Source organism: Microcoleus sp. bin38.metabat.b11b12b14.051, assembly GCF_013299165.1.
In the GTDB taxonomy this organism is placed as follows: domain Bacteria; phylum Cyanobacteriota; class Cyanobacteriia; order Cyanobacteriales; family Microcoleaceae; genus Microcoleus.
In genome coordinates, this window is record NZ_JAAFKD010000001.1 from 139,567 (window position 1) to 154,761 (window position 15,195).

A 15,195-nucleotide genomic window follows, 5' to 3' on the forward strand; every position below is an offset into this window, starting at 1 on the left:
TACAAACGGTTTTTTTTAGTTCACAATACCTCGGAAAATTGCATCAATGCCAGCAAAGTTGTCTAGCAGCAAATAGGCGAGGAAAGCTCCGCTAGTACCGCCCATCACAAAACCGCCCCGGAACAAACTCCAATCTTCCGACGTTTTATGCCAGTACAAAACTTTACCTGCTTCAACGTTTCGGTTCTCGTAAACCGAGAGCCCGATCGCCAAAATCAACACCAATGCCAGAGTTGCCAGCAATCCGGCTAATGGTGCTAAACCTTTTTCATGTAAAGGCAGCAATACTGCAAAAGCTCCTACCAAGAAATAGCCGTGAGCTAAACTCACTTCCAATCCCCGGACTATGGGAGACAATCCCTTACGGTAAATCGGTAAATTCCGCAAAAAAGTTACAGTCACATCCGAGAAACTAACTACTGTTGCCGCCGCAGGTTGAGCTTGCATCTGACCGGATTTTTCAACCTTGCTGGAAGTTGCCGTTACAAATTCGCCCGATCGAAAATCAAATCCCGCCGCTTTCGTCCGAACGCGCAAGGCGTGCCAAATGTGACCAGAAAGCGCCAAAATCGCTAAAACAAAGTGACTTGTTGCTAGCCAAGTCCGCGAAGAAACAACCGCTGCACCGGCGCCACTCAAACCCACAGGGCCGTAGAAAACCTCTGGATAAACAGTGTCATTTACAGTCACAAAGTAGGCGGCCAAAAAGCCCATGTAAGCCAGAGCGCCTAAACTGTAAGAAAGGTAAGCTTCTCCCGACCAAAACAGGACTCGCTGGGCCCACGCAAAAGGCTTAGTGAAGATATGCCAGAAACCGCCAAGAATACAGATCAAACCAACATAAATGTGACCGCCGACAACATCTTCTAAGTTGTCAACTGCTGCCATTCCTTCCGGGCCGTGGACTGGAATAAGATAGCTGAAAATCTGGGCGGGATTGAGCGTCGGTTCGCTAATTATCCGCACGTCAGCAACGTGGGGATCGTAAAGACCGCCCCAAAATAAGGCTTTTGCGACCAACAACCAAGCACCGGCACCTAATAGCAATAGATGAATACCGATGATGCTGGTCATTTTGTCTTTGTCTTCCCAGTCGTAGCCGAAAGAACCAAAGAATGTATTGTTTTGTGGCAATACTTTCGGGCCTACCAAGGAATGGTAAATGCCGCCGGCACCGAGAACTGCGGAACTAATTAAATGCACAACTCCGATCGCAAAATAGGGATAGGTATCAACAATTTGACCACCATGTCCTACTCCTAAACCCAAACTGGCCAAGTGCGGCAGCAAGATTAAACCTTGGTCGTACATCGGCAACTCTGGGTTGAAATTTGAAATTTCAAACAGAGTCATCGCCCCGGCCCAGAGGACAATCAAGCCCGCGTGAGCAACGTGAGCTCCTAAAATTCGTCCTGAAAATTCTGTGAAACGGGCGTTTCCAGCCCACCAGCCGTACTCGTTTTCTGACTTTTCCGGTTCTGGTACTAAATTCGGTTCAACTATTGCTTGCATTTTCTCTTTCCTCTAATTTCGGTGAATTGGAGTTGCCCAAAAAACCCGGTTTCTCACAAAAGTCGTCGCTTGTTTCGAGAAATGTCGATGCAGAAACCGGGTTTTTGACCCCCGCGCGTAAATTCTGGGTTAACTCGCTGCATTAGCGCGAACATCTCCACGCATCGGTTGCACAACTTCGCCTTTGCGGAAGTCAAATCCTGCCGCGCGCAAAGCGTGCCAGAAATGTCCTTGCAGAACAAAGAAAGCCAGCCAGAAGTGAGCGTTTGCTAGCCAAGTTCGAGAAGTCAAAACTTCTCCACTACCGAAATAGGGAAATTGTTGGATGCCAATGTTTAAAGCTGGGCCGAAAAATTCAACTGGGAAAACCAGGGTGTTGACTGAGACAAAGTAGGCGGCGATGAAACCCATTAAGGCTAATGCGCCGAGACTGTAAGAAAGGTAAGCTTCTCCTGACCAGACGAACAGTTTTTTGGCCCAAGTAAAAGGCTGAGTGCGAATGTGCCACAAGCCACCGGCAATGCAGAGGATTCCGACCCAAATATGTCCGCCGACAACATCTTCGAGATTGTCAACAGAGGCAATCCAGTTTTTGCCACCTGCACCGAACAGGTAGCCGAAAATCACAGTGGGATCGAGTGTGGGTTCCGAAATTACCCTCACTTGCCCGATCGTGGTATCATACAAACCACCGAAATACATAGCTTTGGCCACCAACAAGAAAGCACCAACACCTAACAAAACTAGGTGGATGCCCAAGATAGTGGTCATTTTATTTGCGTCTTCCCATTTGTAGCCAAAGAAAGGAGTTCTTTCTTCGAGGGTTTCTGGCCCTTTGAGCGAGTGAAAGATGCCGCCGAAGCCGAGAAAGGCTGAACTGATTAGGTGTATAACACCAATCTGAAAGTACGGATAAGTATCGACAATTTTGCCTCCCGCACCGACGCCCAAGCCGAGTCTGGCTAAGTTAGGCAACAGGATTAAGCCTTGTTCGTACATGGGCAATTCTGGGTTGAAACGGGAAAGCTCAAATAGGGTATAAGCTCCCGCCCAGAGGACGATGAGACCGGCTTGGGCGACGTGTGCGCCCAGTAAGCGACCGGAAAGGTTGATTAAGCGGGCGTTGCCGGCCCACCAGGGAAATGATTCTCCTTCGGCTGGGAAGGATGTTTTTGCCATGCTTGTCACGGGGCGATTTACCTCTTGTGAAAGATGTCAGTTGAGTTTTAAGCGTTCACCGCTTATTGATATAGATAATCAACAATTTTAGGAGTTTCGTCAAGAGCTATTTGATAAAGTTTTTCACTTATTTTAGTTAAGATATGTAACTAAATGGTATAAAAAATCATGAAGCTAAGTGTGTGATTGCTTTTGAGGCTCGATTGGAAGTTTATTTCGGGTTATGGCAAATAGCAATTAGGTCAATATTCGAGATTTTATTGATAAATAGTCTTATTAAGGGTAGGATATTGTTTAAGTAGCTATCTAATCCTCTCGGAAAAGACAAGGTGGCACAAGAAATCCGGTACTCTCTTCTGGGCAAGCTTTGATAAAAGTGGGGCTAGAAGGGGTGCGGGATTATTTTTTTCTGAATCAAGAGAGTTAATGGCTACTGGTCGGCATATTCATCAGAAAATGTGGGTGGAAACCCCGTTCTTCTAGGACGGCTTTAATTCGAGGTTTTTGTTAAGATTGAGATGGTCAATGACCCACCCGTGACGATGGAGACATAAACCCTCACACCAAAGCTTGCGATATTTCCCAACGGGGCAGAAAAATCGGTAGACCGGGAAAAGACGACGGGGCAATGGAAAACATCCCTAGACTCAAAACAGAACATAAGAATTCCTTTTTTGGTATTCGACACATCAGAACCGCTGGGCTAGCGGGGATAGTCTGTGGAGCTAACATAAGACCATAAAACTCCTTGTGGGTTGAGGCGGTTGCGATGAAGCAGAAACCTAAATCGTGAGGTTTGGAAATCACCGTGGCGTTGACTCCCGGTGAGGATGTCAACTCAAACTCTAAACAACAAAGCCTGAGAGCGTTTGCTCTCAGGCTTTTCTAGTTGGATTTTTAACTGCTTATGGTATCTGGCGCGCTAGCAAGTAGCAGAGGATTTGCTTTCCTCGGCTACTTGCTCGTTGCTGGGCAACTCTAGGCAATAACCCGCCCCGTATACGGTTTTGATGTACCGAGGATGGCGGGGATCTGGTTCCATTTTGGTTCTCAGGTGTCTGATGTGCACGCGAATTGTTTCGATGTCGTCGTCAGGGTCGTAACCCCACACTTCTTTGAGAATTTCGCTGGGAGAGACTGTCTGACCGTGGCGCTGGAGCAAGCAGTGCAGCAACTCGAACTCTAGGTGAGTCAGTTTGACGGTATTAACGTACCAAACAGCTTCAAACCTTTCGGGGACAAGAGTCAGGGGGCCATAATTCAGGATTTCTGAGTGTTTGGCTGCTTGGGGGATGCGGTCTGTGCGCCTCAGTAAGGCTCGCACTCGCGCCAGCATCTCTTCTAGTTCAAAGGGTTTGGTCAGGTAGTCGTCGGCGCCGGAGTTGAAGCCTTCTACTTTGTCTTGGGTTTGACTTAAGGCTGTCAACATCAAGACTGGAATGTCGGCTGTGCGATCGTCGCGCCGCAACCGCTGACAGACTGTGAATCCGTCTACTCTAGGTAGCATCAGGTCTAGCACGATCAGGTCGGGCAGCAATTGTATTGCCAGGGCCTGACCTTTGATGCCGTCTTCTGCCTGGGTGACTTCGTAGCCAGCCATTTCTAGGTTGACGGCTACGAGTTCGGCGATCGCCGCGTCATCATCAATAACAAGTATCCGAGGCATCATCATTTATCTCACCGCTAACCAGATGGCGGAGGCTACAGCCTTCTGGGGGTTCCAGGTAACTTTAAGGAGCAATTTTTTAATTTTAAGCTTCATTAAGGATTATAAGGTTCATTAAGAACTTTCAGAACTCTGTAAATATTCTTGTACTAATTATAAGCCATCTTGAGCGCTTATCAGAAGACTGTTCGACAAAAAATCTTGCTGGGGGCAGATTTTTGGGCCTACCAGAACAGCTTCAAGTTTTTTGTGGGTACACCTGCGACTTCAGACAATGGCGCCAATGGTAAGCTGCTGCGGGTGCGAGAGATTGTCTGTGGCGATCGACCGAGAAAGCAGAATTCGGAGAGTGGATTTGCCGACTGGGGAACAGGTCATTGAAATATACAGTTTAAATGCTGTACCATTTAAGCCCCGTCTTTGAGACATCTGTTAAGCGTTAACTATTAATTTTTAGTTTGTTAAGTTTAGTGAAAAATTTTCTTTTTTTTGAGGATTCGCACTTGCTTTTTAGGGCTATTGACGGTATTATTGAATAATAGAAATATGAGCATTTATAAAAAAATAAGCACTATTTCCATTATTAGATGATATCACATATAAGTTTAATAATCAATCCCCCAACCTGGAAATCTTGGGTGGATTTTTTTTGGCAATTCTGGAATTTTTTCGATCGCGCTTGCAGCAGCAAAACAAAGGATAAAAACTGCTAGAAAGGCTACTGAGGGCGAGCAGGTTGAGTATTTGGGGAGGGAACAGTCGCTTGAGGGTTTAATTTTTGGAAGTAAAGGTTGCCGACTGTTAGTAAGAATATTGTATAACCAACAGCTTGCAAAAGATAGATTCGATCTCTGTATCCCAACAGTGCTTTGAGAATCACTCCTGGAAATTCGCGATCGGGCAAAACTCCGGCTGCATTCCACACCATCGGGCCTAGAATACAAGAGTGGAGTTGTGCAGTGCGATCGTAAAAAACACAAATCCCTGCATACTTGCTATCAATCTGTGACAAAATTGCAGCCGCAGCGTCGAAATGTTTGAGCGCCGACACCGCCAAACCTGCTACGATTAACAGCAACAAAATTCCCATAAACTTGAAAAACAGGCGGATATCAATTTTGACGCCCCACTTAAACAGCAGCGCGCCAATGATTGCGGCCCCTGTCAAACCGCCCAAAGCGCCTAAAGCCGGACTTAAACCTTGCTGAAATTGAGCGCTGACAAAGATGACTGTTTCAAAACCTTCGCGCAGTACCGCAATAAAAATTAAGCCAAATACGCCCCAGCCGGCATTGGTGTTTTTGGTTAAAGCTGCTGTCACCGCTCCTTCAACTTCAGCTTTCAGAAAGCGGGCTTGCTGAGTCATCCAAATTAGCATCCAGCTTAGCATGGCGATCGCCACCAGTCCCAACACGCCCTCTAATAGCTGTTTAAATACTGGTGCGTAAGGCTGATTAGATGTCGATAGTGCTGCTAGCAACCCATTGAATAAAACACCCACAAAACCGCTAGCAGCAATGCCGGCTGCGACTCCTGCATATACCCAAGAATTGAGGTGACTTTGCTGAGCTTTTTTGAGACAAGCGAGTACAATTCCCACGACTAAGGCTGCTTCCACACCTTCACGCAGGGTAATTACAAAAGTTGGTAGGGCTTCACTAAAGTTCATTTTTTATACTGGTTAATTTGCAGGGCTATTTCATTCTCGAAAAAACGAGGGTTTTGTAGGGGTAGTGCCCCCGTGCCTACCCCCCACCGAAGAGTTATCGTTCATTTCGGGCATCGGGGCAACCACAGGGGGATTGCCCCTACAAAGAATGAAATAGCCCTGGTTAATTTGTCGTTAGTCCTTAGTTTTTAATCCTAAGATTATTGAACCGCGAAGATGCTAAGGAAGGGGAAAGAAAGCAGGAGGTTTTATTAAGGCGGTTGGGGTGTATCTAAGGACTAATAACTAAGGACTAATAACTATTGCATTGCTTAACTAAAATCTCGCAGCATTTTCTTGAGTTCTACTTGGTGCAGTTCTTCTTGACCGATTAGGGTGCGGGCGTATTCTTCCAAGTAAACGCTGGCGTCTGTCACGACTTCAAGTAAAGATTTATACTTTTTGAGTGCTTTTTTTTCGTGATTTAGACTTTCTTCCAAAAGGTCTTTCACCGAGTGCTTGTAGGTTTCTTCAATTGGGGCAATTTTTTGGCTGGGATGCCCTTCTAAACCTGTGAGAATTTCTCCTGCTTGTTGCGCGTGGAGCAGAGATTCAGTTGCTTGTGCTTGAAAAAATTGTACGATGGGAATGCGGTTTGGGCCTGTCACCATCAGTGCATAGTGGGTGTAGCGCACAACCCCTGCTAGTTCCCATTCCATGATGGTGGCTAGCAGTTCTTGGGTTTTTTTCTCGTCAAGTTCTTTCATTTGTGGTTTTTGATGTAGATTGCAATAAAGCGCACTGCTTAGGATATCATATTTTTTGATTGAATGGAATTTAGGCAAAAAGTGTTTTTTTAATATCTATGCAGTAGGGTGCGGACTCCGCACCCTACTGCATAGATATTGGGCTTTTATTCTGATTAAAAAAATTGCCAAGCAAGGCGCGCGTCGCGCACCTTACCGGATAGTTTTTTGGCGTCAGTTAGGGGTTAACTTCTAATACTCCGCTAGGAGTAAACACTACGGTCAACTTAGCTGCGGGTACTGCACCACTGTTACTCTCAGGCTGGGAAGACTTCTGCAAATTTGGCAGGGGTGTTTCTTGGGTGAAATCTTTGGCTGGTTGATTGAGTGGCTCAAAATTTGCGATCGCCCCGTCAAGACTCGCACTCACGCGATACACTAGATTTTGAGTGAAGGTAGGGCTAGTTTGCCAACCTTGATTAATGCGATCGTACAATTTCAGGCTTAACTCTTGTAGCTGGGTGCGATCGGTAATTTCCACTGTCTGATTAGTCCCATTAACCACCGGAGCTTCCTGCTTACCTGCTGATACAGGCACAGCTTGCACAGTCTTGTCTGTACCGCTACTCGCAATAACGGTTTCAGCAGACTTATTCGCAACAGGCGCAACATCAGGAGACTTTTCAGGCAGATTTTTTAGACTGTCAGCAACTACAGCCGGAAGCACACCACTACTCGCAATAGCAGATTCCGCCGGCTTATTCGCAACAGCCTTAACATCTGCTGCCGTACCATCAGGCTTTTTCCCCTCTATTGTCAAAGATTTGACGTAAATACCGCGAAACTTTTCTTTTTGTGTAACGCGAAACATCGCAATCGGATAAGTCACAAAACAAAGAGTCAAAACTCCCACACAAGCCCAAACTATTTTGTGCATCTCCTTCGCTGGGAGTGGCTTATTTTTCGTTTCCATCAATCAAACCTCAGATTATTTAAGTTAACGGCAAATAGGGGAATAGAGGATGCCAGCACATAGCTGTCGCAGCAACCAACAAACTAATCATCCATAAAAATATGGTGCGACTTTTGATGTTCTTGTTTTTCCAGAGAGTATAGAGAATTGGCCAACTGACAAGCCAACCTACAAGCAACATGGTTTCCTTGCCTGTATAACTGCCGATGTTGCCCCACAATTCATCACCAGTCTTGCTTCCCGGAATCCAAGTGCCAAGATTCCAAACCATTTTCTCTATGGCTTTGGATGTGTCTGAAAAGTGGTGAGTTACCATCATTGTGAAACAGCCAATTGCTGCACTAATTAATGCCGCTGCCGCCGGGCCACTGACACTAGGTGGAGTTTCTGAGCCTTCAGATAAACCGCTCGGAAAGCGTTTTAATTTGCTCCAAAATTTGCCATACGCTGGTTCACTGTCGGCGGAATTTTCCTGATATAACTGTCTTGTCATTTGATCCATCTCCTAAGTTTAGTCATTATTCATCAGTCATTATAGGACTTACACACTGAGCGCCGAAAATCAAGGTTTGAGATTGCTTCGTCAGCCTCGCAATGACATAATTACGTTATCTGTTCGTAAGTCCTGCATTAGTTAAAGTCACTAAAAACTTACAAAGCGCGAATTTTAGCAACACCAAGTCCGCTCACCATGCCGCCCATTGCAAAAAACATAATTGCTGCCAAAGCGACACAGGTTGCTGTGAGAACCGGGCGATTTTTCTTGTCTAAAATTGAGTCGCCGTAGTTCCACAAAATCCACGCGCAAGCTACTGTCAAAGGCAAGGTAAATAGCACGCTAAATTCGTGATATTCCATCAAAACGTACTGCCCTAAAGGCGAGTTTTCTTTCAGCCAAGCGCGAGCTCCGCCAAAATCTGCGCTTGCCCGATAACGCATATAAGCCCAGTTGCCGGTAGAAATGGCTAAAAAACTCAAAAGAGTTGACCAAAATGCTAAAGTACGCATTTGAGGCAATATTTTACCGGCACCCCGCATTAAGGGAAATGCGAGATGTCCTGTATAAACCATGACGACTAATGCCAACATTGCACCCATGCCGTGAATTGCTCCCATCCACCGCTGCCAAGGGCTCGGATGCAATAGGTTAACTAAAGGTAAAAACAGGAATAAACCGGCGGATAAAAAGCTGAGTCCGTAGATAGTAACTTGCGCGATATCTAGCTGTCTGGGAAATTCTGAGGGAACTAAATCGGTAGTTGAGTCTGGCGTTGAGTGTTGCACTGCTGGCAAACCTCCTGTAGGTTGTGGGGGAAATTACTTGAGAATTATTGCATTAGTGTTTTAAGTCTCTTGAGAATGCGGTTGGTGCCCAAATAGCCGATCGCACTTGCACGCGATCGACAACCGCCCAAACACCGCTTCACATAGATTTACAGCAATAACATCTGAGTTTTTAGTTTTGCCAATACCAAAAATCCTTGCCTTGACTAGCTTGGAGCTAATTTTGCAGCTTTTGTTATCCGTTAACTAATGCTATTTATTCTCAACTGTTGAGAATAAAACTAATTACTGGCTTTCATTAAAAATTTTATAATTTCTTAAGATTTTTATCCAATCTTTGATATTGATACATTTGATAGTGAAAATTTGTAAATTTATTGATAACTATTATCAAATAGCTCAAAAATACGGGCTGTAGGTACAAAATTTGATGAATTTTTAAGAATTATTTAATCTCCGCTCCCCACTCGTCAAAATTCTGGCTGTTAAGCTAGAAGCTTTGCAGGATAAGCGATCGCCCGCCACGACTTCCCCGATCGCTCGCTCCCACCAATGCCCCCTGAGGGGATTGTAAAGTTTTGTAAAAAATAGTTGACTTAAGGGTTGGCAGTTATCTCTTTTTTGATATATCGATGCACATACCTGATGGTTTTCTTTCACCGCCCGTAGCTATTGCCACCGGCATAGCAAGTGCAGCAGTAATTGCAGTTGCCCTCAATCGAACCCGCGCCAGTCTGGGATTGCGGCAAGCCCCAATCATGGGATTAACTACAGCTTTCGTGTTTGCAGCCCAGATGATCAACTTTCCCGTAGCCGGCGGCACCAGCGGGCACTTGTTGGGAGGCGCGCTGGCATCCGTGGTTTTGGGGAACCCTTGGGCGGCAACTTTGGCAATGAGTACGGTTTTCATAATTCAAAGCATCTTGTTTGCCGATGGAGGGATCACAGCCCTGGGTGCGAATATTTTTAACATGGGGCTAGTTGGGATTTGGGTTGGCTGGTGGTTGTTACAGCCGTTACAGCAACTGTTGGGAGGTTCCCGAAATCGTTTGCCCCTAGCTGCGGGCATCGCTGCCGCCCTTAGCGTCGTTGCTGCTTCGGTTTGTTGTGCGATCGAACTCGCAATTTCTGGTACAGTACCGCTGAATATTGCATTGCCCGCAATGGTAGGCGTACATATTTTAATTGGCATTGGCGAAGGGGTAATTACAGGCGGAGTTTTAACTTATCTCGTCAAAGTGCGGCCGGATTTACTGCCGGGAGAAAAGCCACAATTGCAGAAATGGCTAGCACCAGTAGTGGGAGTATTATTAATCTCCGGCGTGCTTTCCCTGTTCGCTTCTAGTTGGCCTGATGGGTTAGATTCGGTAGCCGAAAAATATGGCTTTAAAGATAAAGAATCTGCGGCAATCGAAAACCCTACTCCTTTAGCAGATTACAAAGTTAAAGGATTAGAAGAACAGCCTATCGGTACTAGCATTGCCGGACTTTTAGGCTCAGCCGTCAGCTTCGGCGCGGCCTTTGGTATTGCTCAATTGGTAAAACCGAAAGATGTCTAAACTCTCCATACCTTTTCGACTGCGGCTGTCTTTGACAATTGTCATCGGCATTGGTTTTATGAAGACTGGGGCTTGGCTGTGGCTGGGGATTTATGGAGCGATCGCACTTTTGTGGTCATTTTGGCTCAGAGCTCCGCTGCGAACCCTAGCGCAACTGTTGGGAGCAGAATTGCTATTTCTATCCTTATTAGTGCTGCCCCAAGGTTGGGAACGAGCGAGTTTTCTGTTGCTACGTTCCCTAATTTGCCTGCTAATTATGAACAGTTTTCTATTAACTTTACCACCTCATAGTTTCGGAATTGCGCTCAAAGGATTGCCGTTACCAGCAGGCTTGCAAGAGATTGTACTTTTAGCCGGACAATACTTAGAAATTCTGCTAGCAGAAGTCAATCGCATGAAAAGATCCGCCCAACTCCGAGGCTTATCTGGTACGGGAGGATGGCTGCGCTATGCCAGTGCTTCCATGATCGGAGCGCTTTATTTGCGAAGTCTCGATCGCGCCGAAAGAGTCCACGCAGCCATGATGATTCGTGGCTATCAAGGAAGTTTGCCGACTGACTCAAAATCCACGCCAAAAGAGCGACTCTGGGTGACACTCGCGATTTTAACCGCAGCCGGATTAACAATAGCTTCTTACAGTAATTGGGCCTAGGGCATAGGGCATAGGAAATTGATTAATTCATGCCTCTATCTTTTTCCTTCTCCCCTCCCCTCTCTGCGCCCTCTGCGCCCTCTGCGGTTAAAAACTCTTAATCCAAAAATCGAGGCAAAAAAATTGACTGATCTCAAAGTGACCACAACAATTGAAGTGCAGGACTTAGTATTCGGATACCCGCAGCAAAAACCTGTGTTGCAAGGAATTTCATTCACCTTAAAACCGGGAGAAAGAGTTGCTTTACTCGGTTTAACTGGTGCTGGGAAAAGCACTTTGCTAGAAAACTTGATCGGATTGAAAATGCCACAATCTGGCGAGGTAAGAGTGCAGGGAACCAAGCTGGAACAGGCGACTTTATCGCAAGCGCGGAGGCAAATTGGATTTTGCTTTCAAGATGCGAACGATCAGCTATTTATGCCGACTATTTTGGAGGATGTGATGTTCGGGCCACGCAATTATGGAGTACCGCTGGGCGTGGCGCGCGATCGAGCTTTAGCTTTATTAGACGAATTCGGTTTAGTCGAATTTGCCAACCGTTCCGCCCACGAACTGTCTGGGGGTCAAAGAAGGTTAGCAGCATTAGCCGCAATTTTAGCATTAGAGCCTGCCATTTTAATCTTAGACGAGCCGACCAACGGACTAGACCCCTCCTGGCGCCGTCATTTGGCTAAGGTTTTGTCGCAATTGCCGATCGAGGTAATTTTGATCGCGTCTCACGATTTAAACTGGATTGGGAAAACGACTCAAAGGGCGTTAATTTTGGCTGATGGTCAGATTCGGGTGGATGAACAAACTCAAGAATTGCTGAAAGATAAATCCACTCTTGAGCATTACAATTTGCCGCCAGATTGGTAATTAGTCATTGGTTTGTAGTGAGGACTTTAGTCCTTTCTTTGATGCGGACTAAAGTCCTCACTACGAACTTATCTGTCCAAGGTTAGTAGTGAGGACTTTAGTCCTTTCTTTGATGCGGACTAAAGTCCTCACTACGAACCTGAATGGAATTAAAGCTCGAACTTGCGCACGGCATCGTTGTAAAGATGAATAGCTAAATCGCGCAGGATTTGTTCATTCTCAATCTGACTTCCTAACTTCTGTTTAGCAGAGTTGATGCAAATCTGCATCAACTCTGCGGAACTTTCGACATAAAGTGCGATCGCCTTTTGCTGTTGTTCAAAACTAACCTCGACTTCCCCCAGCATTGGTACCGATTGATAATTAGCCGATTGATCTAAATTAACTCCCATTTTTTCCTGCTTTTTCCTTTGCAATTCCTCCGAAAAACCAGAAGCAATTATGCCCGCCGGCAGTGCAAAAATCCCTATCCCCAAAAAAGCTAATATTGCTCCTAAAAATTTGCCTAAAGGAGTGATCGGATAAATATCGCCGTAACCGACAGTAGTTAATGTCACAACTCCCCACCACATGGCATCTGGAATGCTGCCAAAAGCTTTTGGATGCGCTTCGTATTCAACAAAATACATGACGCTAGACGCAAATATTAACAGAATAAAAACTGCAAAAGCAGTGGCGATTAGCTCCTCTTTTTTTCCGTATAATACTGCTCCCAGAGTTCGGACAGACTCTGAATATCTGCTCATCTTTAGCAATCGCAACAAACGCACTAAACGAATTAAATTAACGAAGCTTAAACCGGGGAAAAGCAGCAAAGCGTAAAATGGTAAAATTGAAATTAAATCGATTAGACTTAGCGGCGTCAAAGCGTATTTTAATCTTCCCCAAAGTGGGTGAGTGAATCTGCGATCGATGGTACACACCCACAGCCTCAAAACATATTCTAGTGTGAATACTAACGATGAAATGATTTCGATGTTTTCCAAGATCGTTTTATGTTCTAGGAACAAGCTTGGTGAAGTAGAAGCAATAAAAGCTGCAACGTTTATCAGTGTCAAAAAAATAATAATAACGTCATCGGCTAAACTGTAGAAATTGCTGCTTTCTGAGGATTCTAAAATTTCATAAATTATTGGTCTGAGTTGTGGACGCATCGGTTGTTCTCCTGAAAATTTAGTAATTAATGGTCGCGTGCGCTTTACTATAGTTTAAGAAGTTTTATTCAAAAAGTCAGCAGGATTTGCGATCGAGCTAAAAATCGGGTTGCTTCAGAGATGCTATCGTTGCGAAACCCCATATTTCTAAGGGAAACGGGGTTTTTTATAGGCAATGGACTTGTGGTAAGGAAAGAGAGTTAATCTGGAAAGAATTGCCAACTATTACTGGATTTGCAGGCAAAAATTATGAAGGTAGCCGTATTTAGTACCAAATCTTACGATCGCACTTTTCTGACAGCAGCCAACGACGGCCAACACGAGTTGGTGTTTTTTGAACCGCGCTTGAACCTGGAAACGAGCGTTTTAGCTGCGGGATTTCCGGTCGTCTGCGCCTTCGTTAACGACTCTTTGGACGCAAAAACGCTGGGGGCGATCGCCCAAAATGGGGTGCGCTTGTTGGCGCTGCGATCGGCCGGATTCAACCACGTCGATTTAGCAGCAGCCCGCGATTTAGGCTTAACTCTTGTCCGAGTTCCGGCTTATTCTCCCTACGCCGTCGCCGAACACGCCGTCGCCATGATTTTGTCGCTCAACCGCAAAATCCACCGCGCCTACAACCGCGTCCGCGAAGGCAATTTTGCCTTAGACGGCTTGTTGGGTTTTGACCTCCACGCTAAAACGGTGGGCATCGTCGGGACTGGCAAAATAGGCGCCCTGACTGCCAAAATTCTGCACGGATTCGGGTGTCGCCTGCTGGGATACGATGTTTCGCCAAATCCAGATTGTCAAGCCCTGGGGATGGAATACATGGCGCTCCCGGAACTGTTGGCTGCTTGTGATATTGTTAGCCTCCACTGTCCGCTGATACCAGAAACTTATCATTTAATCGGTGCAGAGGCGATCGAGCAAATGAAACCGGGGATGATGTTGATCAATACCAGCCGCGGTCAGTTGATTGACACTAAAGCTGTTACCAAAGGGCTCAAGTCTGGTAAAATTGGCTATCTCGGGCTAGATGTTTACGAACAAGAGACGGATCTGTTTTTTGAAGATTTGTCAAATCAGGTGATTCAAGACGACGTGTTTCAGCGCTTGCTGACTTTCCCCAACGTCCTGATTACGGGACATCAAGCTTTTTTCACCGAGGAAGCGTTGCAAAATATCGCCGAAACCACGATCGGCAATATCACCGATTTTGAACGAGGGCGTACTTCTGGCAATCAAATCGACCTCGATCGATTGAAAAAATGAGTCAAAAGAGCGATTTGTCAGCGGGGGGAATTGTTTAGAATCAAGTCAGATCGTTATTTTTGCTTGCCATTGGTGAAGCTCTGCCTTAATCTCATCAATTAGCCCCAGCAGCCAGAATGCTGTGCTAATTGCCAGATAACTATACTGGCAGTAACTCAAAGCGTGCAACTTTACTTGACAACCGAGGAATTATCCCATGACACAAGCTAACTTTTCTGACGACACGCAAACCATCACTGAAGTTGTGACAGTAGACCTAGTGAGCGACAAGCCTGGGGTCATAACTACAATCACAACCTCAGAAACACCAGCGAGCCAGTTCGAAGATATTAAAGACCAAATTCTCACAATTTTGTCGGAACTTCCAGCTTATCTCTCAAACTTTTTTACTGAATATCAAAAACCTCTGGTAACTATTGGTTTAATCCTGGCAGGCGGTGTCAGTATCAAGGTAATGCTGGGAGTTTTAGAGGCTCTTAATGATGTGCCTTTGGTAGCTCCATTTTTTGAGTTGATCGGCATGGGATATACAGGCTGGTTTGTTTACCGGTATATGCTCAAAGCTTCTACTCGCCAAGAATTGTTAACGGAAATTGATTCTTTCAAGGAACAAGTGATCGGTCAAAATTCCTAACTAAGTCCTGGAATTTCGGCGGCGGATTGTTTAACGCACTTAACGGATATCAAGGATGAAAGTTGAGAAAATTGGA

General features: G+C 45.6%; 14 protein-coding genes. 5 read left to right on the forward strand and 9 right to left on the reverse strand.

The genetic code is table 11. The features are described 5' to 3' along the window. Positions 1-15: 15 nt before the first annotated feature. From QZW47_RS00620 to QZW47_RS00655, 8 genes are all read right to left on the reverse strand, one after another. Positions 16-1,512, reverse strand: a complete 1,497-nt coding sequence (locus tag QZW47_RS00620; RefSeq protein ID WP_366930774.1) for a chlorophyll a/b binding light-harvesting protein — start codon at positions 1,510-1,512, stop codon at positions 16-18. 129 nt (positions 1,513-1,641) lie between these two features. Then, a complete protein-coding gene (locus QZW47_RS00625) occupies positions 1,642-2,691 on the reverse strand; it encodes a chlorophyll a/b binding light-harvesting protein (RefSeq protein WP_293122174.1) in 1,050 nt (349 codons plus the stop codon). 922 nt (positions 2,692-3,613) lie between these two features. After that, positions 3,614-4,357, reverse strand: a complete 744-nt coding sequence (locus QZW47_RS00630) for a response regulator transcription factor (RefSeq protein ID WP_293123356.1) — start codon at positions 4,355-4,357, stop codon at positions 3,614-3,616. A gap of 718 nt (positions 4,358-5,075) precedes the next feature. Continuing rightward, on the reverse strand, positions 5,076-6,026 hold the full coding sequence (locus QZW47_RS00635) for an FTR1 family protein (protein ID WP_293122176.1): 951 nt from the start codon (positions 6,024-6,026) through the stop codon (positions 5,076-5,078). A 311-nt stretch (positions 6,027-6,337) separates the two neighbouring features. Further along, entirely contained in the window at positions 6,338-6,772 is a 435-nt protein-coding gene (locus tag QZW47_RS00640) for a ferritin-like domain-containing protein (RefSeq protein WP_293122178.1), read from the reverse strand. Positions 6,773-6,989: 217 nt separating this feature from the next. Continuing rightward, on the reverse strand, positions 6,990-7,724 hold the full coding sequence (locus QZW47_RS00645) for a hypothetical protein (protein WP_293122181.1): 735 nt from the start codon (positions 7,722-7,724) through the stop codon (positions 6,990-6,992). Between the two features lie 19 nt (positions 7,725-7,743). Beyond that, positions 7,744-8,217 carry a hypothetical protein gene (locus tag QZW47_RS00650; RefSeq protein ID WP_293122183.1) on the reverse strand — a complete coding sequence of 158 codons (474 nt, stop codon included), beginning with the start codon at positions 8,215-8,217 and terminating at the stop codon, positions 7,744-7,746. Positions 8,218-8,375: 158 nt separating this feature from the next. After that, positions 8,376-9,008: a hypothetical protein gene (locus QZW47_RS00655; RefSeq protein ID WP_293122186.1), complete on the reverse strand. Its 633-nt coding sequence runs from the start codon at positions 9,006-9,008 to the stop codon at positions 8,376-8,378. Positions 9,009-9,640: 632 nt separating this feature from the next. On the opposite strand from QZW47_RS00655, the gene QZW47_RS00660 reads away from it, so the two are divergent. The 3 genes from QZW47_RS00660 to QZW47_RS00670 all read left to right on the forward strand — a co-directional run bounded on the left by QZW47_RS00660 (position 9,641) and on the right by QZW47_RS00670 (position 12,077). Further along, positions 9,641-10,567, forward strand: a complete 927-nt coding sequence (locus QZW47_RS00660) for an energy-coupling factor ABC transporter permease (protein ID WP_293122189.1) — start codon at positions 9,641-9,643, stop codon at positions 10,565-10,567. Further along, positions 10,560-11,219: an energy-coupling factor transporter transmembrane protein EcfT gene (locus QZW47_RS00665; protein WP_293122193.1), complete on the forward strand. Its 660-nt coding sequence runs from the start codon at positions 10,560-10,562 to the stop codon at positions 11,217-11,219. Before QZW47_RS00660 ends, QZW47_RS00665 begins: the two co-directional genes overlap by 8 nt. Positions 11,220-11,342: 123 nt before the next feature. Then, positions 11,343-12,077, forward strand: coding sequence for an ABC transporter ATP-binding protein (locus tag QZW47_RS00670; protein WP_293122195.1), 735 nt, complete (start codon positions 11,343-11,345; stop codon positions 12,075-12,077). 149 nt (positions 12,078-12,226) lie between these two features. Here QZW47_RS00670 and QZW47_RS00675 read toward each other — a convergent pair whose 3' ends face one another. Next, positions 12,227-13,231, reverse strand: a complete 1,005-nt coding sequence (locus tag QZW47_RS00675; RefSeq protein ID WP_293122198.1) for an ion transporter — start codon at positions 13,229-13,231, stop codon at positions 12,227-12,229. A gap of 249 nt (positions 13,232-13,480) precedes the next feature. On the opposite strand from QZW47_RS00675, the gene QZW47_RS00680 reads away from it, so the two are divergent. Next, positions 13,481-14,485, forward strand: a complete 1,005-nt coding sequence (locus QZW47_RS00680) for a 2-hydroxyacid dehydrogenase (protein WP_293122201.1) — start codon at positions 13,481-13,483, stop codon at positions 14,483-14,485. 196 nt (positions 14,486-14,681) lie between these two features. Continuing rightward, positions 14,682-15,119 (forward strand): CAAD domain-containing protein, encoded by a 438-nt coding sequence (locus QZW47_RS00685; RefSeq protein WP_293122204.1) that lies wholly within the window; start codon positions 14,682-14,684, stop codon positions 15,117-15,119. Positions 15,120-15,195 lie beyond the last annotated feature (76 nt).